The following is a 21,684-nucleotide window of genomic DNA, read 5'->3' as shown; positions in this document are numbered from 1 at the left end:
CCGCCGCAGCGACACGCGCGCCCGCGCTCAGGGCGCCCGGCGGACAGCGGCCGCAACCGGCCGCAGGCGCCCGGCCGAACCGCCGGAGGCAACCACACCAACCCCGCTGAAGGAGAACGCCAGATGATCACCTCCCGACCCGAAGCCTCGGCCCCGGGAGCCGCCCGATGAGAGTCCTGCTGATCGGAGCCAACGGCTACCTCGGCCGCTTCGTCGCCGAACGCCTGCTCGCCGACCCGGCCGTCCAGCTCACCGCCCTCGGCCGCGGCGACGACGCCGACGTCCGCTTCGACCTTGCGTCCGGCAGCCCCGGCGCCCTCACCCGCTTCCTCGACGCCGTCCACCCCGGTGTCGTCATCAACTGCGCGGGCGCCACCCGCGGCGGCGCCCGCGAACTCACCCGCCACAACACCGTCGCCGTCGCCACCGTCTGCGAGGCGCTGCGCCGCAGCGGTTGCGGCGCCCGCCTGGTGCAGATCGGCTGCGGCGCCGAGTACGGCCCGAGCCAGCCCGGTTCCTCCACGGCCGAGGACGCCGTGCCCCGCCCCGGCGGCCCGTACGGTGTCAGCAAGCTCGCCGCCACCGAACTCGTCCTGGGCTCCGGCCTGGACGCCGTCGTCCTGCGCGTCTTCTCACCGGCGGGCCCCGGCACCCCCGCCGGATCCCCCCTCGGCCGGCTCGCCGAGGCCATGCGCCGCGCCATGCAGTCGGGCGACGGCGAACTCAAGCTCGGCGGCCTCGGCGCCCAGCGCGACTTCATCGACGTACGCGATGTCGCCCGCGCCGTCCACGCCGCCTCGCTCTCCGCCGCGCAGGGCGTCATCAACATCGGCTCGGGCCGCGCCGTCCGCCTGCGCGACGCCGCCGCCGTCCTCGCTCGGGTGGCCGGATACGCCGGCGCCCTCCATGAACTCGACGGACCTCCCGGCTCCCTCAGGGCGGCCATCGGACACCCGCGCACCGACTCCGACCACGCGACCCCGGTCGCGTACCCGTACCCGGACGGCTGCGGCAGCTGGCAGCAGGCCGATGTGCGCACCGCCCGCGACCGGCTCGGCTGGCGGCCCCGGATCAATCTCGAAGAGTCCCTCGGCGACATCTGGATGGAGGCGGCATGCCGCATCTGACCAGCACCACGGCGGGAGCCGCGAGCACCGACGTCCGCACCGGCCTGGGCATCCCCGGCTTGGCGCACCCCCTGCTCGCGCCCAGCGAGTGGGGTGCGCTCGCCCGCCCCGGCACACCCCTGCACTGGGTCGTCCTGAACGTGGCGGGCGGCCCGGGCGTCCGACCCGATCCGCACTGCCTGGAGGCAGCCGGCCGGCTGCGCAACGCGGGCGTCCGCGTCCTCGGCCATCTCGACACCGCGCACGGCGCCCGCGCCTTCGGCGAGATGATCTCCGACGCGCACCGCTATCTCGACTGGTACCAGGTCGACGGCTTCCTTCTGGACCGCTGTCCGACGGGCCCTGCCGCGCTCCCCGAGGTCCGCCGCACGGTCACCACGCTCCGGGCGATCCGTGACGATCCCCACATCGTCCTCGGCCACGGCACTCATCCCCACCCCGGCTACGCCGAGACCGCCGACCAGCTGGTCACCTTCGCCGGCCCGTGGAGCGAGTACCGCTGGTCCCAGGTGGCGGAGTGGACCGCCGACCACCCGCCCGAACTTTTCTGCCACTTGGTCCACGGCGTCCCCCGCGGCCATCTCGAGGAGGCGCTGCGTATCGCCCGCTGGCAGGGCGCCTCGACGATCTGGTTCACCGACCGGAGGGATCGCGGAGGCCGGGTCGACCCCTGGGAGGCCATGCCCGGCTACTGGGACGAAATCGTCTCGCGGGTCGGAACAGGTGTCTCGGAATGAAGAAGGCCGTGGCAGTGTTACGAGGAGAACAACCGTAGTGATCGACCGACCAACGGAGTCCCCGTGTCGCTGCCACCCCTGGTCGAGCCCGCTTCCGAGCTCACCGTAGACGAGGTTCGCAGGTACTCCCGCCACCTGATCATCCCCGACGTCGGGATGGACGGGCAGAAGCGGCTGAAGAACGCCAAGGTGCTCTGTGTGGGCGCCGGCGGCCTGGGCTCGCCGGCACTGATGTACCTGGCCGCGGCGGGCGTGGGCACGCTCGGCATCGTGGAGTTCGACGAGGTCGACGAGTCGAACCTGCAGCGCCAGATCATCCACAGCCAGGCCGACATCGGCCGCTCCAAGGCCGCGTCCGCGCGCGATTCCGTCCTGGGCATCAACCCGTACGTGAACGTCGTCCTTCACGAGGAGCGGCTCGAGGCCGACAACGTGATGGACATCTTCAGCCAGTACGACCTGATCGTCGACGGCACGGACAACTTCGCGACCCGTTACCTGGTCAACGACGCCTGCGTCCTGCTGAACAAGCCGTACGTATGGGGTTCGATCTACCGCTTCGACGGCCAGGCCTCCGTCTTCTGGTCCGAGCACGGCCCCTGCTACCGCTGCCTCTACCCGGAGCCCCCGCCGCCGGGCATGGTTCCCTCCTGCGCCGAGGGCGGCGTCCTGGGTGTGCTCTGCGCGTCCATCGGCTCCATCCAGGTCACCGAGGCGATCAAGGTGCTCACCGGCACCGGGGAGCCGCTGGTCGGCCGCCTGATGATCTACGACGCCCTGGAGATGCAGTACCGCCAGGTCAAGGTCCGCAAGGACCCGAACTGCGCGGTCTGCGGCGAGAACCCGACCGTCACCGAGCTCATCGACTACGAGGCCTTCTGTGGCGTCGTGTCCGAGGAGGCCCAGGAGGCGGCCGCCGGCGCGACCATCACTCCCAAGCAGCTCAAGGAGTGGATCGACGACGGCGAGAACATCGACATCATCGACGTCCGCGAGATCAACGAGTACGAGATCGTCTCCATCCCGGGCGCCCGGCTGATCCCGAAGAACGAGTTCCTCATGGGCGCCGCCCTGGAGGCCCTTCCGCAGGACAAGAAGATCGTCCTGCACTGCAAGACGGGTGTCCGCAGTGCGGAAGTCCTCGCCGTGCTGAAGTCCGCGGGCTTCGCGGACGCCGTGCACGTCGGCGGCGGCGTGATCGGCTGGGTCAACCAGATCGAACCGCACAAGCCGGTCTACTAAGACAGCAGCCCCGCTGACCAGCGGGCCAGAAGAAGCCCACGGCTCTGACCAGTTCAGATGCCGTGGGCTTCTGTCGTTGTGAGTGGGCTTCTGGCGGAGTCCTATGAACTGGATCTGCGACCACTGGCCGCCGCAGCGGCTCCCGGATCAGCGCTCGGGTCCTGAGAAACGAGTCCCGCCACGCGATCGTCGACGAATCGTGTAACCGCCTGCTGTCCAGCGCCAAAGATGACCGCCCACACAAGGAGTTTGGGAAAATCAACGGGCGATTTGATATTGGGCACCAGGTCGCTGGACAGGAAAAGAATGCCAACGAACGCAAATATCGGCCCCAGGAGCAGCTTGAGGAACATTTGATAGAGGGGTAGCGAATACGGATTCCAGGTCCCCTGTACGCGAGCAAGTGAAGGCACTGATGTAACGAATGCTCCAATGGTGCCGAATAGGGCGACGCCGATCGTTACCTGTATCTCCGACGGAGGGCCATCGTGCGGCCACAGGTCAACCACACCCATGGCAATCGGAATCATCGTCAGAACCAGGAACACAAAGGCCGTGATGCAGAGCCGAATGATTCGATTACGGAACGAGCGACTCTGGGCGTAGCGCTCATCCGACGCGTCTTGGACGACCCGCGAAAGATTAGAAACCGGTATGGCGAACGATTCGCCCTCTCTCGGATGTGATATGGAATTCGCGGCACTCCCATTAGGTGTATGTGTGCTCTCGTTGCACGGAGCCTTGGGCGCATTCGCGCCTTCAGTGAGTCGAGCCTTGCGTGCATTCGCACCCTCGGTGCGGCCGGCCTTCTCGATTCCTTCGAGTTCGGCCTTGACGGCAATAACGGCCGAATCCTTGTCCAGTAGCAGTACAGAGGCCTTCTCCACGAGACAGCGAGCTCGTACCAGCGATTGACCGTTACTCTCCAGCCGAGCAACCAACGCTTCGGCCTCATGGAGGCTCAACCAGGCAAAATCGCTCATGCTGCCGTACCACCACTGCCGAAAATTCGCTACCAAGTTGCGAGTTTTGGCCTGCTTGTCGGCCGCGCCTTCGGCCCGCATGAGAAGTTCGTTGATGGTCTCTCGTGCCGGATCTTGGGCTCCGTCAGGCAATGCGGCATTAAGGTCGGCGCGTATCCGACTCACCCGGTTCCAAACCAGTTTTTGCCATTCCGTCTTGCTCTTGAAGAGCGACTCGACGCTGCGCAGGTATTCGTCATCCCCCGACTCGCGCGCTACACCATGGGGCCTGTCGATTGCTTGACTCGTCATGGCCGCCTCATCCCTTGCGCGGATGTACCTGCGGGATTGGGTGCGTTTTCCCCTGGCGCCCCGGCGTGAGCCTTTATTCGGTCGCGGCTGCCCTGCGGCGCTCCATATATCATGGTAGCCACTTCGGCAACTCACGCAACTTGGAGTTCACCCAAGTGGAGTGTGTCGAGTCCGCCAGTCAAGCTATGGTTCCTCTGATTCAGCGAGTTACACGAGGGCGGCGGATCGGCTTTGGACGGGAGCGGCTTTGGCGCGAGTGATCATGGCCTCGTAAGCTTCCGGTCGGGCGAGCGGGATGCACGCGCTGAGGCACTTCTATGCGTCCGTTCTGCTGGACGACGGTGCGCGAAGCCCCCGCCCGTCGTCATGAGCAGATCTTGCCGTCCTTCGGCACCGTGCCGTTCAGCAGATACGCGTCCACGGTGGAGTCGACGCAGTCACTCCCGCTGCCGTACGCACCATGGCCCTCGCCCTTCCAGGTGAGCACCACACCGACGCCCTTGCCCAGCTCGTCGGCCATTCTCCGCGCACCCTCGTAGGGCGTGGCAGGGTCGCCCGTGTTGCCGACCACCAGGACCGGTGCCGCGCCCGGCGCACTCACCGCCGGAGTGTCGTGCTGCCCGGCCACCGGCCAGTCGTGGCACCAGCCGGCCGTGTCCCAGCCGAGGAAGGCCCCGAACACCGGTGAGATCCTGTCGAATTCGGGCAGCCGCTTCTTCGTTTCGGCGAGGGTCGGCCGCTGGCTGTCGTCCAGGCACGATATGACCCGTTGCGAGTGGGTGGTCGTGCCGTAGTGCCCCGACGCGTCCCGCTCGTTGTAGCCGTCGGCGAGCGCCAGCAGTTCGGAGCCGTCGCCGTCCTCCGCCGAGGCCAGTGCGCTGGTCAGGGTGGGCCAGCTGGCCTTGCTGTACAGCGGGAGGACGATACCGGTGACCGCGAGCGTCTGGGTCAGCCTCCGCCCCGACGACGTGGGCAGCGGGTCGGCGTCGATCCGCTTCAGCAGGTCCGCGATCTTCCGCGTGCCCTGTTCGGGGTCCTGTCCGGTGGACTTCAGGTAGTCGTTCAGCGCGCGCTGGAAGCCTCTGGCCTGGTTCTCGGCATGGCCCACGGTGTCGGCGCCGGGGTCGACGACCGCGTCGAGGATCAGCCGTCCCACTCTCTTCGGGAACAGGTGGGCGTACACGCCGCCGAGTTCGGTGCCGTAGGAGATGCCGAAGTAGTGCATCTTGGTGTCGCCGAGAACCTGGCGCATCAGGTCCATGTCGCGGGCGGTGTCGGTGGTGGAGACGTGGGCCAGCAGCTTGCCCGCGTCCTTCTCGCAGCCCTTGCCGAAGTCGGTGGCGTCCTCGAAGTAGGCCTGCTCCTCCGCCGGGGTGTCCGGTGTGGCGTCCACCGATTCGGCGGCCTGGATCTCCTTGTCACCGCGGCAGCGCACGCCCTCGCTGGCCGCGACCCCCCGCGGATCCCAGCTCACCAGGTCGTACCGCTCGCGCAGCAGGGAGACGGTGGGGGCGTACGACGGCATGAAGTCCACGCCCGAGCCGCCCGGCCCGCCGAAGTTGAACAGCAGCGAGCCGATGCGCTTGTCGCCCCGGGCCTTGGCGCGGATCATCGCGAGGCCGATCGTCTCGCCGTCAGGCTTCGACCAGTCCAGCGGCACCTTGAGCGTCGCGCACTGCCAGTCGCTGCCCGGTGCGGGGGAGTCCGCGGTGGCCTTGCAGCGTCCCCAGTCGAGCTTCTGCGAAGTCAGCGAGGAGGGGAGCGGCGCCGCCGCCCCGGACGTGCCGGCCGACGGACTGCTTCTGCTCGTCTCGTCGCCGTTCTTGCCGTCGTCTCCGGACGAGCCGCCGCTGCAGCCCCCCACCAGCAGAGCGGCGGCGGCCGCCAGAGCCGTCCACCTTGCGATTCGCGTCATTCCATTCCCCCTCGCAGGCCGTCCGCTTCGTGCCGCGGATGGCTGTCAGGCCATAGTAGGCGGATCACCCGAACCCTGCCGAAGCCTGTGGATAACGCTCTGACCAGCTCCTTTCCCGGGGTTCCGGTGCAGCGGCGGGAGCTCGGGCTCAGGAGCAGACGGTCCGGGCGGGCGGCACCTTCCCGTCCAGCAGGTAGCCGTTCACCGCGTCCTGCACGCACCGGTTTCCGCTGTCGTACGCCCCGTGCCCCTGCCCGCGGTACGTCAGCTCGACGCCGACACCCTCGCCCAGCGCGTCCACCATCTTCCGCGTACCCTCGTACGGCGTGGCCGGATCGCCCGTGTTCCCCACGACGAGGATCGGTGCGGACCCGGGCGCGCTCACGTCGGGATGGTCGCCGGCGCCCGGCACGGCCCAGTCGGTGCAGCTGACCATGCCCCAGGCCAGGAAGTCGCCGAACACGGGGGAGGCGGCCCGGAACTCGGGCAGCTTCCGCTCCACGTAGCCGACGGTGTACCGCGGCTTGTCGTCGGCGCAGTTGATGGCGATGTTGGCGGGGACGAGGTTGCTGTACTCCCCGTTCTCGTTGCGCCCGTTCATCGCGTCGGACAGCGCCATCAGGACCCTGCCGTCACCGTTGTACGCCTGCTCCAGGCCCTCGGTGAGGTAGGGCCAGAAGTCCTTGGAGTACAGCGCCTGGGCGATGCCGTTGGTCGCGGCGGTCTGGGTCAGCTGCCGGGGGAAGATTCCGGGGATCGGCTTGCGGTCGAGGTCCCTCAGCAGTGTGGCGATGCGGTCCTTGACGTCCTGGGCGGTGTCGCCGACCGGGCAGTCCTCGACCTGCGAGGTGCAGTCCGCGGCGAAGTTGTCGAGTGCGCGCTGGAAGCCCCTGGCCTGGCCGAGCGAGCCCTGTTCGGGGTTCTGCGTGGGGTCGACGACCGCGTCGAAGACGGCACGGCCCACGTTCTTCGGGAACAGATGGGCGTAGACACCGCCGAGTTCGGTGCCGTAGGAGATGCCGAAGTAGTGGAGCTTGGCGTCGCCGAGGACCTGGCGCATGAGGTCCATGTCGCGGGCCGCGTCCGTGGTGCGCACATGCGGCAGCACCTTCTCGGAGTTCTTCTCGCAGGCCCCGTTGAACTCCTTTGTGCTGTCCAGGTACTCGGTGCGTTCGGTGGCGTCGTCGGGCGTGGCGTCCTGCTGGAAGCGGATGTCGAGCTGCTGGTCGTCCTCGCACTCCACCGGGGCGCTGCGGCCGACGCCGCGTGGGTCGAAGCTCACCAGGTCGTAGCGGGTGCGCAGTCTCGCGTAGTCCGCACCGAAGGCGGGCAGCGTGGTGACGCCCGAACCGCCGGGGCCGCCGAAGTTGAAGATGAGCGAGCCGATGCGCTCGCCCGCGGGGCCGCTCGTCCCCGCCCGGATCAGGGCGAGGCCGATGGTGTCACCCTTGGGCTCGTCCCAGTCCAGAGGCGCCTTCATGGTGGCGCACTGCCACGGGTCGCCGTCCGGCAGGGGCGACGGCGGGTTGCCGCCGCCCTCGGCCGCTGACGGGGCCGGGCAGTCCTTCCAGCTGAGCTTCTGGGCCGTCAGATCCTCGTCCTCGGAGTCGTCGCCGCAACCCGTCAGCACGCAGGCCAGCAGGAGAGCGGTCGCGGTCAGGGCGGCGGCGCGCAGCCGGGGAGGGTTCGGCATGAACCCATCCTGCGGTCGCGCGCGCGGGGCCGCGCGGGGCGCGAGCCGTACGAGGTACGCCGCCGACGGCGTCGTACTACAGCGCGCCCTTGCGTGTCAGATGGTTGAACGCGAGCCAGCCCGGCAGCACCGGCAGCCACAGCGTCAGCAGCCGGAACAGCAGCACAGCCGGGGCGGCGACCTCCTTGGGGAGGCCGACGGCGATCAGACCGACGGTCAGGGTCGCCTCCACCGCGCCCACGCCGCCCGGGGTCGGGGCCGCCGATCCGAGCGCGTTGCCGGCGAGGAAGACGACCGCGACGCTGGCGATGCTGATGGAGGTCGTTTCGTCGCCGAAGGCCCGGATCGAGGCGTCCAGGCACATGACGAAGCAGGCGGTCAGCAGCAGCATGCCGCCGATCCCGGTCACCAGCTTCTGCGGCCGCTGGAGCACGTCGAGCATGCGCGGTACGACGCCCGCGAACAGCGACCTCACGCGCGTGACCACGAACTTGCGCAGGAACGGCACCGAGGTCACCACGAGGACGAACACCGCCACCGTGAGCAGACCGGCGATGACCGTGCGGGAGGGCGACAGCGACGGTGTCTTCTCGGTCCCGGTCAGATAGCCGAAGGACAGCAGCATCAGGATGTGGCAGCCGAGACCGAACAGCTGCGAGGCGCCGACGCTCGCCACAGCGAGCCCGGGGCGCACGCCGGAGCGCTGGAGGAAGCGCGTGTTGAGGGCGACACCGCCCACCGCGGCCGGGGCGACGATCTTCACGAAGGACCCGGCGACCTGTGCCGCCACCGTCCGCAGGAACGGCACCCGCTCCGGCACGAACCCCAGCAGGGCCATGGCCGCGGCGAGGTAGCTGAGCGCCGAGAACAGCCCGGCCGCGAGCACCCAGCCCCATTCGGCGTTGGCCACGAGCGGCCCGAACTCGATGTGGGTGAGCTGCGTCAGCAGGAAGTAGGCACCGATGGCGCCGGCGATGAAACTGATCAGCGTGCGCGGCCGCACCCGCTCCAGGCGGGCCGGCTCGACCGGCGCCTGGGGCCTGATCAGCAGCACCTGGTGGCGGATCTGGGTGAGCAGATCGTCCTCGCGGGCATCCTCCACGGCCTCGTCGATGGCCCGCTTCTCGGCCCGCTGCTCCGCCCGTACGGCCTTCTTGTCGGGCTTTTCCAGAACGACGGGTCCGGCGCTGTCCTCGCCCGCCTCCAGACGGGCCTGCTTGGCCTGCCGGGACGCCTCCAGCACCGCCTCGCGCTCGCGCTGGGCCCGCTCCCGGGCCAGTTTCCGCAGCGTCGCGCGCGTGGAGCGGCTGAGCGCGATGGGCTGCAGCATCGGCAGACAGTCGGCCACCGTGTCCGGGCCCATGACGCTCACGGCCGAGGCCACCGCCCGCTCGGCGCCCACGCGCAGGCCCAGGGTCGTCAGCAGCTGGGAGACGTCCATGCGCAACAGCAGGTCACCGGCCGCGATCTCGCCGATCCGCAGGTCCGTGAGGATCACCTTGCCGGAACGATCCACCAGGATCGCGTCCCCCACCAGCCGGCGGTGCGCGATGCGACGTGAGTGCAGCGCTCGTACCTGGTGCCACGTGTCGCGCAGCAGGTCGTCGGTGATCTCCTCGTCGGGCAGCGAGTCGAGGGTGTGCCCGCCGGTGTGCTCGTAGACGAGCATGACCGCGTCGGGGCCCAGTTCGGACGTCGCGATCAGCTTGGGGGCGTTGGCGCCGGCCGCGATGGCCGCGTATGCGAGCAGGGCTTCCTGTTCCAGGGCCTGGCGCAGCGACTGCAGGCTGCTGCGGGTCGCGAAGCCGCGCAGGGTCAGATTGCGCCACGCGCGGTAGAAGAAGCCCTGTGCCTGCTGTTCCCGGTCGACCACCGTCACATCCAGCGGCGGCCCGTCCTCCAGGGTGACGAAGTAGCGGCGGCCGCGGTCGCCGGTCTCCGACGTGTCCGACATCTCCTCCCGGGCCGTGCTGACCGGACGGAAGCCGACCGTCCGCAGACCCGCCATGAGGGTCCTTCCGGTGGGGCGGACGTTGGGGGAGCCGACCGCGTACAGCGTGCCGTAGGCCACGGTCCACCCGATGAGCACCGTCAGGATGATCGAGAACGGGGTCGTGTAGCCGGTCACGAGCATCGAGAACGCGTCGAGGAGCAGCACCATCCACAGCACCGCGCGCCAGCGCGGCCGACGCGACATGCCGACGGCCGTCATATAGGCGATGACCGGGGCCAGATAGCCGTGCACGGGATCGGTGAGGGCGTGGACGTCGCCGGGCGAGGGCTGGGTGAGCGCCTCCTGGATCGAGTCCGGGGCGGCCTTGGCGACCCACAGGTCGGTGGCGAGCGTCACTCCGTGCGCGAGGACCGCCGCGAGCACGCCGTCGGCGATGCGCAGTCCGTCCCGCTTGATCAGCCGCTCGATCGCGAAGGCGACCGGGACCAGGAGGATCGCGATGCTGGAGGCCAGACCGGCGATCTTGATGAGCAGGTCGGGTGCCTGCCCGGTGCCCTTGTTGATGTCCTGTTCGAGGCCGGAGGTGGTGCCGTGTGCGAACGCGGCGATCGCGAGCAGCACGGCGACCGCCAGCACACCGATCAGGAGCCGCATCAGGTCGGACGGGCGGTGCACGCGCGCGGGGAGCAGGGGTTCGTCGCCCTCGACCTCGTCGCTCGGCGCCTCGTCCATGTCGGCCGGGCGAGGCTGAGCCCCGGCATCGGCCGCGCCGGGCCGAGACGCGTCGGGCTCGCCCGCGCGGCGCCTGCCCTTGTCGCCCTGGACCGCGCCGGAGCGCGTCTCGCCGGTGTCGGCGGCGTCCGGGCGCGACGAAGCCTCAGAGGTGCTCTCTGCGCCCTCGGGCTGCACACCCTGCTGCTTCATCGTCTCTTCTTGATCTCGTATCACCGGTCACCGCCCGCACGATGGTGGCATGCCCCACCGACACAAGGGGGCATCAGGGTGCAGACGCGGGGCGCACAGTCTGCCCGAAGCGCCGCCCCGGGGCGAGGGATACGCACAGTGGCGGGCACATCACATTGTCGGTGGGGTGGGGCAGGATGGGGCGGATGAGCGAGGAGAGCCTTCCGGAGGACACCCCTCCCCAGTACGAGGATGCCCTGCCCGAGTACGCCGAGCAGGTCCTCGAGGTCGCCGAACTGATTCCGCCGGGGCGCGTCATGACGTACGGCGACGTCGCCGAGTGGCTGGCGGAGGGCGGCCCGCGCCAGGTCGGCCGGGTGATGGCCCTCTACGGCGGAGCCGTGCCGTGGTGGCGGGTCGTCCGAGCGGACGGCGTGCTGCTCCCGGGCCATGAACTCGGGGCGCTCGCCCACTACCGCGCGGAGGGCACGCCTCTGAGGGAGGCGAGCAGGGCCGCCGAGGGTCACCTGCCGCGTCTCGACATGAGGCGCGCCCGGTGGGACGGCGGCCAACGCGCGGAGGGTCACACCTGACAGCTTCCGCCATCGGACGGGTCCGGGGGGACCCTGTGGCCCGTACGAGGGAATGGGGGCACGACCGCGGCATGCCGTACGTTCGTGGGGCGAGGGACGCAAGTGGCTCGAGTGCCGGGAGGGAAGAATCGGAAGCCCTGCTTCCGCCTCGCCCGTCGGCGTAGCGTCGGCTGCACGTGTCCCCCTCACCCCGCGATCACCGCCCGGCACGCAGGGCGGTACGCCCAACAGCACAAGCACCAGGACCGGCGAACCACGTGAGCTCCTCTTCCTCCACCAGGCGTCTGTCGCACCTCCAGGTGCGACAGGGGAACCGTGGCGCCTACCGACTGGTGCGTACCCCACCGGCCCTCGTGGATCCCCCTCGTCTGGACGCCGCACAGCGCTCCGTGGTTGTCCACGACACCGGCCCAATCCTCGTCCTCGCAGGTCCGGGCACCGGAAAGACCACCACACTCGTGGAGTCCGTGGCGGCGCGAATCGCCCGCGGCGGGGACCCCGCGCGGATCCTGGTGCTGACGTTCAGCCGCAAGGCGGCCGTCGAACTGCGGGACCGGATGGCGCTGCGCATCGGGGCGGCCCGCGCGCCCCAGGCGACCACGTTCCACTCGTTCTGCTACGCCCTGGTCCGCGCCCACCAGGACAGCGACCTGTTCGTGGAGCCGCTGCGGCTGCTGTCCGGCCCCGAACAGGACGTCACCGTCCGCGAGCTGCTGGCGGGCCAGCCCGACCTGGAGCGGCTAGGTCTCGCCCATGTGCGCTGGCCGGACGAACTGCGCGCCTGCCTGACCACCCGCGGCTTTGCCGACGAGGTCCGCGCGGTCCTCGCCCGCAGCCGCGAACTGGGTCTCGGCCCCGGCGCCCTGGACGCGTTCGCCCGCCGCATCGGCCGCCCCGACTGGCGCGCCGCGGCCGCCTTCCTCGCCGAGTACCTCGACGTGCTCGACCTGCAGGGCGTGCTCGACTACGCCGAACTCGTCCACCGCGCGGTCCTCCTCGCCCACCGGCCGGAGGTCGCCCGGCACCTCGCCCTGCAGTACGACGCCGTCTACGTCGACGAGTACCAGGACACCGACCCGGCACAGGTACGGCTGCTGCACGCCCTCGCCGGCGGCGGCCGCACCCTCGTCGCCTTCGGAGACCCGGACCAGTCGATCTACGCGTTCCGGGGCGCCGACGTGAACGGCATCCTGGACTTCCCGCACGCCTTCCCGCGCGCGGACGGCCACCCGGCGCCCGTCGAGGTCCTGCGGACGTCCCGGCGGTCCGGGGCCGCACTGCTGACCGCCACCCGGCTGCTGACCCGGCGCATGCCGCTGACCCGGCTTCCCGCCGACAGGGTGCGCGCCCACCGGGAACTCACGCCGGTCCGGGACGGCGGCCGCGTCGAGGTCTACACGTACCCGACACCCGGCACCGAGCTGGACAACATCGCCGACATCCTGCGCCGGGCGCACCTGGAGGACGGCATCCCCTGGCGCGAGATGGCCGTGCTGGTGCGCGCCGGATCCCGCACCATCCCGACGGTCCGCCGCGCCCTCACCGCGGCCGGGGTCCCGCTGGACATCGACGGTGACGACCTGGCCCTGCGCCACGAGCCGGCGGTGACACCCCTACTGACGGCGCTGCGCGCGGTGGCCACCGCGGAGGCGGCGGGGCGCCCCGAGAGGCCCGACGACGAAGGCCCGCACACCGAGGAACAGGCGGGGGCCGCCTCCGACGAGCCGGCGTCGGACACCGCATGGCTCGACACGGAAACCGCCCTGACCCTGCTCGCCTCCCCGCTCGCGGGCATGGACGCCGCCGACATGCGCCGCCTCGGCCGTGCGCTGCGTGACGAGGAGCGGGCCGCGGGCAACCCGCTGCCGCCGCCCTCCGACGAACTGCTCGCGCGGGCGCTGGCCGAGCCTGAGCGCCTGGTCACACACGACCCCACGTACGCGCGTGGCGCCCAGCGTCTCGGCGCGCTGCTCAGAAAGGCCCGCGAGCGCCTGGCGGGCGGCGGCACCGCCGAGGAGGCGCTCTGGGACCTGTGGGAGGGCACGCCGTGGCCCGCCCGCCTGGAGCGGTCCGCCCGGCGCGGCGGCGCGGCCGGACGCAACGCCCACCGGGACCTGGACGCCGTGTGCGCGCTGTTCGCGACCGCGGCCCGCGCGGAGGAACGCACCGGCGGCCGCGGCGCCCTGAACTTCCTGGAGGAGATCGACGCCGAGGACATCGCCGCCGACACCCTCACACGGCGCGCGGTACGCCCCGACGCCGTCCGCCTGATGACCGCGCATCGCTCCAAGGGACTGGAATGGCGTCTGGTCGTCGTCGCGGGCGTCCAGGAGGGCCTGTGGCCGGACATGCGGCGCCGCGGCTCGCTCCTGGAGGCCGACCGCATCGGCCGCGACGGACTCGCCGCGCCGCTCACCCCGGGCGCGCTCCTCGCCGAGGAGCGCCGGCTGTTCTACGTGGCCGCCACACGCGCGCGTGAACGCCTCGTCGTCACCGCGGTCAAGGCGCCCGCGGACGACGGCGACCAGCCCTCCCGCTTCCTGGCCGAACTCGGTGTCGAGCCCCGGGACGTCACGGGCCGCCCGCGCCGCCCGCTGTCCGTCGCGGCGCTCGTCGCCGAGCTGCGGGCCACGACGGTCGACCCGCGCGTGTCCGGCACTCTCAGGGAGGCAGCCGCCCGCCGACTGGCCCGGCTCGCCGCACTCGCCGACGAGGACGGCCGCCCGCTCGTCCCGTCCGCCCACCCCTACCGCTGGTGGGGCATGTTCGAGCCGACCGAGAGCAAGGTGCCGCTGCGCAACCGCGACCAGCCCGTGGTGCTGTCCGGCAGTGCACTCGACCAGCTCGCCAACACCTGCACCCTCCGGTGGTTCCTGGGCCGCGAGGTCAAGGCCGACGCACCCGCGACGGCCGCTCAGGGCTTCGGGAACGTCGTGCACGTACTCGCCGACGAGGTCGCCTCCGGACACACCCCGGCCGACCTCGCCGTCCTCATGGAGCGCTTGGACTCCGTGTGGAACGCGCTTGCCTTCGACGCGCCGTGGAAGTCGGCGCAGGAGAAGGAGAACGCGCGCGTGGCGCTCGAACGGTTCCTGAAGTGGCATGTGATGGACCGCACCGGGCGCACGCCGGTGGCCAGCGAGCACGACTTCGACGTCACCCTCGAAGCGGGCGACTACGAGGTGCGCATCCGCGGCCAGATGGACCGCGTCGAGGCCGACGGGGAGGGCCGCGCCTACGTCGTCGACTTCAAGACCGGCAAACAGGCGCCCAGCGCCGCAGAGGTGGAGCACCACCCACAGCTCGCCGTCTACCAGCTCGCCGTGCGCGAGGGCGCCGTCGACGAGGCCTTCGACGGCGTCCGCCCCGAACCGGGCGGCGCCGAACTCGTGCAGCTGCGCCAGGGAGCGGCGAAGAGGGACGGCGGCGACACGCTGCCCAAGGTGCAGGCCCAGGAGCCCCTGGAAGGCGAGTGGGTCGGCGATCTGCTGGCCACGGCCGCGGGCAAGGTCCTCGACGAGCGGTTCACCCCGAGCGCCGGCCAGCACTGCACCCACTGCGCGTTCCGGGCCTCGTGCAGCGCGCGGCCCGAGGGGCGCCACGTCGTGGAGTGAGACCACCGGTGTGACGGGTCGCACCACCTGTGCTGACCTGCGCTTCTTCACACCCTGAGATCGATCGGGCATCCACTGTCAGTGGCCGCCGCTAGCCTCTGCGACATGGCCGCCCGTATCACTGATCCCGATCAGCTCAAGGAGCTCCTCGGCATCCCGTTCACCCCGGAGCAGACGGCCTGCATCACCGCGCCGCCCGCCCCGCAGGTGATCGTGGCCGGAGCCGGCTCGGGCAAGACGACGGTGATGGCGGCACGCGTGGTCTGGCTGGTCGGCACCGGTCGGGTCGCCCCCGAGCAGGTGCTCGGCCTCACCTTCACCAACAAGGCCGCCGGCGAGCTCGCCGAGCGCGTCCGCAAGGCGCTGATCAAGGCGGGCGTCACCGATCCCGACGTCATCGACCCGGACGACCCTCCGGGCGAGCCGGTGATCTCCACGTACCACGCGTTCGCGGGCCGCCTCCTGACCGACCACGGCCTGCGTATCGGGCTGGAGCCGACGGCCCGGCTGCTCGCCGACGCAACCCGCTACCAGCTCGCCGCACGCGTGCTGCGCGAGGCGCCCGGCCCGTATCCGTCCCTGACCCGCTCCTTCGCCGACTTGGTCAGCGACCTCCTCGCCCTCGACGCCGAACTCGCCGAACACCTCGTACCGCCCGAGGATCTGCGCGCCTGGGACGCCGGCCTGCTGCGCGACCTGGACGGCACCAGACTCACCAACGCGGATCTGCGCAAGGTTCCCGAGACGGCCGCGGCGCGCCGTGAACTCGCCGACCTCGTCACCCGCTACAGGGCCGCCAAGCGCGAGCGCGATCTGCTCGACTTCGGTGACCAGATCGCCTTCTCGGCACAGCTCGCGGCGATTTCCGACGTCGGCCGCATCCTGCGCGACGAGTTCCGGGTGGTGCTGCTCGACGAGTACCAGGACACGTCGGTGGCCCAGCGCATCCTGCTGGCGGGTTTGTTCGGCGGCGGCACGGGCCACCCCGTGACCGCGGTCGGCGACCCCTGCCAGGCGATCTACGGCTGGCGCGGCGCCTCCGTCGCCAACCTGGACGACTTCCCCGAGCACTTCGCCCACGGCGACGGCCGGCCCGCCACCCGCCAGGCGCTCAGCGAGAACCGCCGCAGCGGCGGCCGCCTGCTCGACCTGGCCAACGGCCTGGCCGAGCCGCTGCGCGCCCTGCACGCGGGCGTGGAGGCACTCCGCCCCGCCCCCGGCGCCGAACGCGACGGCACGGTGCGCTGCGCCCTGCTGCCCACGCACGCCGAGGAGATCGACTGGATCGCCGACTCCATCGCCCACCTCGTGAACACCGGCAAGGCGCCCGGCGAGATCGCCGTCCTGTGCCGTACGGCGACCGACTTCGCGGAGATCCAGGGCGCGCTCGTCGCACGGGACGTCCCCGTCGAGGTCGTAGGCCTGTCCGGACTGCTGCACCTGCCGGAGGTGGCCGACCTCGTCGCCGTCTGCGAGGTCCTCCAGGACCCGGGCGCCAACGCCTCCCTGGTCCGTCTGCTGACCGGCCCCCGCTGGCGCATCGGCCCGCGCGACCTCGCCCTGCTGGGGCGCCGCGCCCGGCTTCTCGTGTCCCACGCGCGCGTGGGCGCCGCCGAAGACCCGGACCGCAGGCTCGCCGAGGCCGTCGAGGGGGTCGACCCGTCCGAGGTGATCTCGCTGGCCGACGCCCTCGACACCTTCCTGGAGACACCGCTCGACGGCGAAGAAGGCGACGACGGGCTGCCCTTCTCGCCGGACGCGCGCGTACGGTTCGCCCGCCTGGCCGCCGAACTGCGCGACCTGCGCCGCTCGCTCGCCGACCCGCTGATGGACGTCCTGCACCGCGTCCTGGCCGTCACCGGCCTGGAAGTGGAGTTGTCCGCGTCCCCGCACGCCCTGGCGGCCCGGCGCCGCGAGACCCTGTCGAACTTCCTGGACATCGCGGCGGCGTTCGCCGCGGGCGACGGCGAGGCGACCCTGCTGGCCTTCCTCGGCTTCCTGCGCACCGCCGCCCAGTACGAGAAGGGCCTCGACAACGCCCTCCCCGGTGGCGAGAACACCGTGAAGGTGCTCACCGCGCACAAGTCCAAGGGCCTGGAGTGGGACGTCGTGGCCGTCCCCGGCCTGGTCACGGGCACGTTCCCGAGCACCCAGGGGCGCGAGAAGTGGACCTTCCAGGGCAAGGTGCTGCCGCACGAGCTGCGTGGCGACGCCGACACGCTGCCCGACGTGGCGTCCTGGGACGCACGCGGTCTGAAGGCCTTCCACCAGGCGATGAAGGAGCACCAGCACACCGAGGAGCTCCGCCTCGGCTACGTCACCTTCACCCGCCCCCGTTCCCTGCTCCTCGGTTCGGGCCACTGGTGGGGCCCCACCCAGAAGAAGCCCCGTGGACCGTCCGACTTCCTTCAGACCCTCCACGACCACTGCGTGGCCGGCCACGGCGAGATCGAGGTCTGGGCCGACGTGCCTGCCGAGGACGAGCAGAACCCTGCCCTGCACCGGGAGACCGCCGACCAGGTGTGGCCCCTGCCGCTGGACGACGCGGCCCTGGCCCGCCGGCGGGCCGCCGCCGAGACCGTCCTCGCCCACCTGGAGAACCTCGCCTCCCACACCGACGGCCACCCCGCGGCCGCTCACGACCCGGACACATACGACGACCCTGACTGGCCCCCGCCACCGGAGGACGACGAGGCGCCCTACGACGACGACCTCTACGACGAAGCCCTTCACAGCGAGGCGGATGCCTTCGCGGAGGACGCCCCCGCAGACCCCGTAGCCCCCGCGGACCCCGCCGACTGGGACACCTGGACCACCGATCGCCCCACTCGCTCCGTCCGCCCCATCCGCCCCACGGTCCTGCACCAGGCGTCACATCCGGAGTCCCTCACCCCGGAGGAGGCCCGCACCATCGCTTCCTGGGACCGCGACCTCGACGCCCTCACCGGCGAGCTTCTGCGCGCGCGGCAGAGCGTCACGGACGTACCTCTGCCGGCGACGCTGACCGCGTCCCAGCTGCTCCGCCTGGCCGCCGACCCGGACGCCTTCGCGCAGGAGCTGGCCCGCCCCATGCCCCGTCCGCCGCAGCCCGCCGCGCGCCGCGGCACCCGCTTCCACGCCTGGGTCGAGGCCCGCTTCGAAGAGCTGACCCTGCCCATGCTGGAGCCGGAGGAACTGCCCGGCAGCGAGGCCGAGATCGCCGACGAACGCGATCTGGAAGCCCTCAAGGACGCCTTCGAGCGCACTGAGTACGCCCACCGCACGCCGTACCGCGTCGAGACCCCCTTCCAGCTCGACATCGCAGGCCGCGTCGTACGGGGCCGTATCGACGCCGTGTACAGAGAAGGTGACGGCGACGGAGCGACGTACGAGATCGTCGACTGGAAGACCGGCCGCACCGGCACCGCCGACCCGCTCCAGCTCGCCCTGTACCGGCTCGCCTGGGCCGAGCAGCAGGGCGTCCCCCTGGACTCGGTCACGGCCGCGTTCGTGTACGTGCGCGGCGGCGAGGTCGTCCGGCCCCGGAATCTGCCCGACCGGGCCGCGCTGGAACGACTGCTGCTGGAGGAGCCGTCGTGTGACGAACCGCCCAATCAGGATGTCGGTGCGGGCCGATAGGCTCGTGACCATGAGCCGGACCCCGGACAGCGCCGTCCGTACGTACATCGAGCAGCACCGCGTTGCTTTCCTCGGCGACCTCGCCGACTGGCTGCGCATCCCGTCCGTGTCGGCCCAGCCCGACCACGCGCACGATGTACGCCGCAGCGCCGACTGGCTCGCCACCCGGCTCAAGGAGACCGGCTTCCCCACGGCCGAGGTCTGGCAGACCGCGGGCGCGCCCGCGGTCTTCGCCGAGTGGCCCTCCGAGGAGCCCGGCGCACCCACCGTCCTTGTCTACGGCCATCACGACGTGCAGCCCGCGGCCCGCGAGGACGGCTGGGACAGCGACCCCTTCGAGCCGGTCGTCCGCGACAACCGCCTCTACGCGCGCGGGGCGGCCGACGACAAGGGGCAGGTGTTCTTCCACACCCTCGGCGTCCGCGCCCATCTCGCCGCCACCGGCCGCACCACTCCGGCCGTGAACCTCAAGCTGCTGATCGAGGGCGAGGAGGAGTCCGGCTCCCCGCACTTCCGGGCGATCGTCGAGGAGCACGCCGCCCGGCTCGCCGCCGACGCCGTGATCGTCTCCGACACCGGCATGTGGTCGGAGGACACCCCCACCGTGTGCACCGGTATGCGCGGCCTCGCCGAATGCGAGATCCGGCTGCACGGCCCGGACCAGGACATCCACTCCGGCTCCTTCGGCGGCGCCGTACCCAATCCGGCCACGGCCGCCGCCCGCCTCGTCGCCGCCCTGCACGACGAACACGCGCGCGTGGCGGTCCCCGGCTTCTACGACGGCGTCGTCGAGCTCACCGACCGCGAACGGGAACTCTTCGCGGAGCTGCCCTTCGACGAGCAGCGATGGCTGCGCACGGCCAAGTCGTACGCCGCCCTCGGGGAGGCGGGACACACCACCCTGGAGCGCATCTGGGCGCGACCGACCGCCGAGGTCAACGGCATCGGCGGCGGCTACCAGGGCCCCGGCAGCAAGACGATCATCCCGTCCTCCGCCATGGTGAAGCTCTCCTTCCGGCTCGTCGCCGGCCAGGACCCCGACCACATCGAACAGGCCGTCCGTGCCTGGGCCGCGGACCAGGTGCCCGCCGGAATCCGGCACGAGATCACATTCGCCCCGGCCACGCGCCCGTGCCTGACGCCACTGGACCACCCGGCCCTGCAGTCCGTCGTCCGCTCCATGGGGCGCGCCTTCGGGAAACCCGTCCGCTTCACACGCGAGGGCGGCTCTGGACCCGCGGCGGACCTCCAGGAGGTCCTCGGCGCACCCGTGCTCTTCCTGGGCATCTCCGTCCCCTCCGACGGCTGGCACGCGCCGAACGAGAAGGTCGAGCTCGAACTGCTCCTCAAGGGAGTCGAGACCACCGCCTACCTCTGGGGCGACCTTGCGGAGAACTGGCGCCATGCGCCCTGAGCCTCCCGTACCCTCCGGACCGGCATCGCGCGCGGGGCACACTGGGGAGGGCCGTCCCGCACCGGAGCCCACCGGACCTCGACCCCTCCTTCCGTACGTCCTGCTGAACCGCCGCCCGAAAACAACCGTTCCACCGGGGGAGTTGGAAGCACCCGTGACCACCTGGACCGACCACACCGCCGACCGGCCCATCTCGCTCACCGCACCGAGCGGCATCGACAGGGCCGCCCACCACCGGCTCGACGAGGCCTGGCTCGCGGCGGCATGGAGCCACCCCACCACCCGCTGCTTCGTGGTATCCGGCGGCCAGGTCCTCATCGACGAGACGCCCGACGGGCGCACCGAACTGGTCATGACGCCCTCCTTCGAAGCTCCCCTCACCGAGGCGCACCGCTACTTCCTCGGCACCGACGGAGACGGCGTCAGCTACTTCGCCCTCCAGAAGGACGCGCTGCCCGGCCGCATCGACCAGTCCGCGCGCCCCGCGGGCCTGCGCGAGGCCGGCCTGCTGCTGTCACCGCGCGACGCGGGCCTGATGGTGCACGCGGTGGGTCTGGAGAACTGGCAGCGCACGCACCGCTTCTGCTCCCGCTGCGGCGAGCGCACGGTCATCGCGGCGGCCGGCCACATCCGCCGCTGCCCCGTCTGTGGCGCCGAGCACTACCCGCGCACCGACCCCGCCGTGATCATGGCCGTCACCGACGAGGACGACCGCATCCTCCTCGGCCGCCAGGTGCACTGGCCCGAAGGCCGTTTCTCGACCCTCGCCGGTTTCGTCGAGCCCGGCGAGTCCATCGAGCAGTCCGTGCGCCGTGAGGTCTTCGAGGAGGCCGGCATCACCGTCGGGCGGGTCGAGTACATCGCCAGCCAGCCCTGGCCCTTCCCGTCCAGCCTCATGCTGGGCTTCGTGGCCCGCGCCACCTCGACCGACATCGACGTCGACGGCGACGAGATCCACGAGGCCCGCTGGTTCTCCCGCGACGAACTGAGCGCCGCCTTCGAGTCCGGCGAGGTCCTGCCGCCGTACGGCATCTCGATCGCGGCCCGTCTGATCGAGCTCTGGTACGACAGACCGCTGCCGACGCGCAGCGTCGTGTGACGCATCACGCACCGCGCCGCGCACCGCACCGCACCGCGCCGCGCACCGCACCGCACCGCACCGCGCACCGCACCGCGCCGCGCACCGCACCGCGCCGCGCACCGCACCACGCACCGTGCCGCACACCGATCCGCGCAGGAAGCCTGTAGACGAATGGCGGCCCCCGGGACATCCCAGGGACCGCCTTTTCACGCGCCGTGCAGCGCTTACACGCCGATCTTCTGCTTGACCTGAGCCAGCGAAGGGTTCGTCAGCGTCGAACCGTCCGCGAACAGCACGGTCGGCACCGTCTGGTTTCCGCCATTCGCCTTTTCCACGAAGGCCGCGGAATCCGGGTCCTGCTCGATGTTGATCTCGTTGTACGCGATGCCCTCACGGTCCAGCTGGCTCTTCAGCCGAGTGCAGTAGCCGCACCACGTGGTGCTGTACATCGTCACAGTGCCCGGCATGTCTATCGCGCTCCTTCGGCGGCTCGGGGGATGGCGGTTGCAGTGGGGGAAC

The 21,684-nt window shown here is 71.2% G+C and carries 13 protein-coding genes; 8 read left to right on the top strand and 5 right to left on the bottom strand.

What is annotated here, in order from left to right:
- Positions 1-167 precede the first annotated feature (167 nt).
- The 3 genes from F7R91_RS10975 to moeZ all read left to right on the top strand — a co-directional run bounded on the left by F7R91_RS10975 (position 168) and on the right by moeZ (position 3,106).
- Positions 168-1,127, top strand: coding sequence for an NAD-dependent epimerase/dehydratase family protein (locus F7R91_RS10975; protein ID WP_150947078.1), 960 nt, complete (start codon positions 168-170; stop codon positions 1,125-1,127).
- Positions 1,115-1,864: a spherulation-specific family 4 protein gene (locus F7R91_RS10970; protein ID WP_150947076.1), complete on the top strand. Its 750-nt coding sequence runs from the start codon at positions 1,115-1,117 to the stop codon at positions 1,862-1,864. Before F7R91_RS10975 ends, F7R91_RS10970 begins: the two co-directional genes overlap by 13 nt.
- A 63-nt stretch (positions 1,865-1,927) precedes the next feature.
- The gene (gene moeZ, locus F7R91_RS10965; RefSeq protein ID WP_150947074.1) at positions 1,928-3,106 is read left to right on the top strand and encodes an adenylyltransferase/sulfurtransferase MoeZ; all 1,179 of its coding nucleotides are present in this window, start codon (positions 1,928-1,930) and stop codon (positions 3,104-3,106) included.
- A gap of 101 nt (positions 3,107-3,207) precedes the next feature.
- On the opposite strand, the gene F7R91_RS10960 is transcribed toward moeZ, so the two are convergent.
- The 4 genes from F7R91_RS10960 to F7R91_RS10945 all read right to left on the bottom strand — a co-directional run bounded on the left by F7R91_RS10960 (position 3,208) and on the right by F7R91_RS10945 (position 10,866).
- Complete coding sequence (locus F7R91_RS10960; RefSeq protein ID WP_150947071.1) at positions 3,208-4,380, bottom strand: hypothetical protein; 1,173 nt, start codon at positions 4,378-4,380, stop codon at positions 3,208-3,210.
- A 364-nt stretch (positions 4,381-4,744) separates the two neighbouring features.
- On the bottom strand, positions 4,745-6,295 hold the full coding sequence (locus tag F7R91_RS10955; RefSeq protein WP_150947069.1) for an alpha/beta hydrolase: 1,551 nt from the start codon (positions 6,293-6,295) through the stop codon (positions 4,745-4,747).
- Between the two features lie 148 nt (positions 6,296-6,443).
- Positions 6,444-7,988: an alpha/beta hydrolase gene (locus tag F7R91_RS10950; protein ID WP_150947067.1), complete on the bottom strand. Its 1,545-nt coding sequence runs from the start codon at positions 7,986-7,988 to the stop codon at positions 6,444-6,446.
- 76 nt (positions 7,989-8,064) lie between these two features.
- Complete coding sequence (locus F7R91_RS10945; RefSeq protein ID WP_191971432.1) at positions 8,065-10,866, bottom strand: lysylphosphatidylglycerol synthase transmembrane domain-containing protein; 2,802 nt, start codon at positions 10,864-10,866, stop codon at positions 8,065-8,067.
- 185 nt (positions 10,867-11,051) lie between these two features.
- Between F7R91_RS10945 and F7R91_RS10940 the strand changes: the two genes are divergently transcribed.
- The 5 genes from F7R91_RS10940 to nudC all read left to right on the top strand — a co-directional run bounded on the left by F7R91_RS10940 (position 11,052) and on the right by nudC (position 21,183).
- Complete coding sequence (locus F7R91_RS10940; protein ID WP_150947063.1) at positions 11,052-11,438, top strand: MGMT family protein; 387 nt, start codon at positions 11,052-11,054, stop codon at positions 11,436-11,438.
- Positions 11,439-11,695: 257 nt separating this feature from the next.
- Entirely contained in the window at positions 11,696-15,052 is a 3,357-nt protein-coding gene (locus tag F7R91_RS10935) for an ATP-dependent helicase (protein WP_150947061.1), read from the top strand.
- Positions 15,053-15,157: 105 nt separating this feature from the next.
- Positions 15,158-18,670: an ATP-dependent helicase gene (locus tag F7R91_RS10930; protein WP_150947059.1), complete on the top strand. Its 3,513-nt coding sequence runs from the start codon at positions 15,158-15,160 to the stop codon at positions 18,668-18,670.
- Positions 18,671-18,680: 10 nt separating this feature from the next.
- Entirely contained in the window at positions 18,681-20,084 is a 1,404-nt protein-coding gene (locus F7R91_RS10925) for a dipeptidase (protein ID WP_150947057.1), read from the top strand.
- A gap of 154 nt (positions 20,085-20,238) precedes the next feature.
- A complete protein-coding gene (gene nudC / locus F7R91_RS10920; RefSeq protein ID WP_150947055.1) occupies positions 20,239-21,183 on the top strand; it encodes an NAD(+) diphosphatase in 945 nt (314 codons plus the stop codon).
- 206 nt (positions 21,184-21,389) lie between these two features.
- On the opposite strand, the gene F7R91_RS10915 is transcribed toward nudC, so the two are convergent.
- Positions 21,390-21,632 (bottom strand): mycoredoxin, encoded by a 243-nt coding sequence (locus F7R91_RS10915; RefSeq protein ID WP_150947053.1) that lies wholly within the window; start codon positions 21,630-21,632, stop codon positions 21,390-21,392.
- Between the last annotated feature and the right edge of the window lie 52 nt (positions 21,633-21,684).

It is taken from the genome of Streptomyces luteolifulvus, from assembly GCF_008806595.1.
GTDB lineage: Bacteria > Actinomycetota > Actinomycetes > Streptomycetales > Streptomycetaceae > Streptomyces > Streptomyces luteolifulvus.
Note: the sequence above shows the minus strand (reverse complement) of the source record. Positions and strands in the feature narration are given on the sequence as shown.